The following is a 1,698-nucleotide window of genomic DNA, read 5'->3' on the forward strand; positions in this document are numbered from 1 at the left end:
CTGGCAGCCCATCGGCGCCGTCACGCTCAACCCCGAGCGCGACGCGGTGATCGAAGGCCTCACGCTGCATCACGATACACAACAATTGGCCGCATGACTTGCGCGACAACTATCTTGACACGCACCGCGGGAGAACACCACAAACCCCGCTACTGGGCGCAAAGCCCCACTCAGATATTCACTGCTATCATTTTGGGATGAGTGAGGCGTACTGGTACCGGCTTCATTTCAAGGTTCGTCTGTACGAGTCAGACGGAAGCGCCTTTCAGCGGCTGGTCTCCGACATCCTGCACGCACGCTTCGAAGGCTTTGTTCCAGTGGCTCCCGCTGGGCGGCTGGGCGATGGTGGCAACGATGGCTTCGTGCCGCAGCAGGGCTGGTACTTCCAGGTGTACGGCCCACAGGCGGGTTCAAGCTGGCGGCCTGCCGCGGTGGTGCGCAAGGCCCGGGAGGACTTCGCCAAGCTGCGCGACAACTATCCCGATCTTCGCCGCTACAGCTTCGTCTTCAATGATCGCTACCTCGGGGAGCCAAAAGGTCTACTCGACGCGTTGCGGGACTTGCAGGCGCAGACGGGCGTGCCTTGCGATGTGGTCTTGGGCCGCGGTCTGGCCGACTGGTTTATGGCGCTGCCCGAGGACAAACGGCAAGATATTTTGCGCGGGATTCCGGTTGAACCTCCCGAGTGGGTCGATCCGCGCGCGGTCGGTGAGGTCCTGTCCAGCCTGGCCGATGCCGATGCCCGCTTCGATCCGGCTCGCTCGCTTGCGCCAGATTTTGATGAGAAAATCCGCTTTAATGGCTTGCCGGCTTTCGTTGCTAGCCGCCTGCGCGCCATGTCTTACCAGTGTGGCATGGTGGAGGAATTTCTGGCGTTGCGCGGGCAGCATCTGGCGCAGGCTGTCGCGCAGGAGCTGCGCCAGCTCTACGCGCAGAGCCTGGAGAAGTTCGCCGATGACCCCGACGACCCACCGGCGCTGCGCTATGTGTGGCTCATTGAGCAGTTGATCCCCGCGCCGGCTCGCGCGCACCCGCACAGCCTCAAGGCCTACCGGGAGGCCGCCGAGGTGGTGCTGGCCAAATACTTCGAGAGCTGCGACATCTATGCACAACCTGGCCCTGGCGGTGGCGCCGCATGAGCACGTAGGCTTTGCCGACAGCCTGGTCGGGCTGGCCGGCTGGCTGCGCGTGCAGCTTGCGCACGGACCGCGCACGCTGGATGAGCTGTTTGCAGCCGTCTCGCGCGACGATAGCGGCTGGCCCCGGCGGCCGCGCTTCGAACAGGTGGCGCTGGCGGTGACGCTGCTGGCGGCCATCGGCGCCGTGCGCCGGGTTCAGGACGACCGCATCGAGGCCGTATCGCCATGAGGCTGCTCACGCTGGAATGCGACAGCAACACCTTCAAGCCGCTGCTGTTCCGGCCGGAGGGGGTGTCGGTGATCGTGGGCGACGCCAGCGACCGCGAAGGCAGCGCCAACGGCGTGGGCAAGACATTGGCGCTCAAGCTCGTGCATCACTGCCTGGGCGCGCGGCGCGATCGACTGCTGGCTCAGGGCGTGGGCGAGTGGCGCCGACGTCCCCCCGGTTTTGAGTAGCGCCGCGATCTGGAGTCCAATCCCCAACGACAAGGAGATTGGACGTGAAGAAGCGTTTTACCGAAGAGCAGATCATCGGCTTCCTGCGTGAGGCGGAGGCCGG

The 1,698-nt window shown here is 64.8% G+C and carries 3 protein-coding genes; all 3 read left to right on the plus strand.

The features are described 5' to 3' along the window. Positions 1–197 precede the first annotated feature (197 nt). From Taqua_RS12945 to Taqua_RS12955, 3 genes are read left to right on the plus strand one after another with little or no spacing between them, the layout of a single operon-like run. Positions 198–1,139 carry an ABC-three component system protein gene (locus Taqua_RS12945; protein WP_144326979.1) on the plus strand — a complete coding sequence of 314 codons (942 nt, stop codon included), beginning with the start codon at positions 198–200 and terminating at the stop codon, positions 1,137–1,139. After that, complete coding sequence (locus Taqua_RS12950; protein WP_143969273.1) at positions 1,105–1,368, plus strand: ABC-three component system middle component 6; 264 nt, start codon at positions 1,105–1,107, stop codon at positions 1,366–1,368. The genes Taqua_RS12945 and Taqua_RS12950 overlap by 35 nt, the downstream gene beginning before the upstream one ends. Then, positions 1,365–1,595, plus strand: a complete 231-nt coding sequence (locus Taqua_RS12955) for a hypothetical protein (protein ID WP_144326980.1) — start codon at positions 1,365–1,367, stop codon at positions 1,593–1,595. Before Taqua_RS12950 ends, Taqua_RS12955 begins: the two co-directional genes overlap by 4 nt. Positions 1,596–1,698: the final 103 nt, after the last annotated feature.

It is taken from the genome of Tepidimonas aquatica (genome assembly GCF_007556585.1).
GTDB lineage: Bacteria > Pseudomonadota > Gammaproteobacteria > Burkholderiales > Burkholderiaceae_C > Tepidimonas > Tepidimonas aquatica.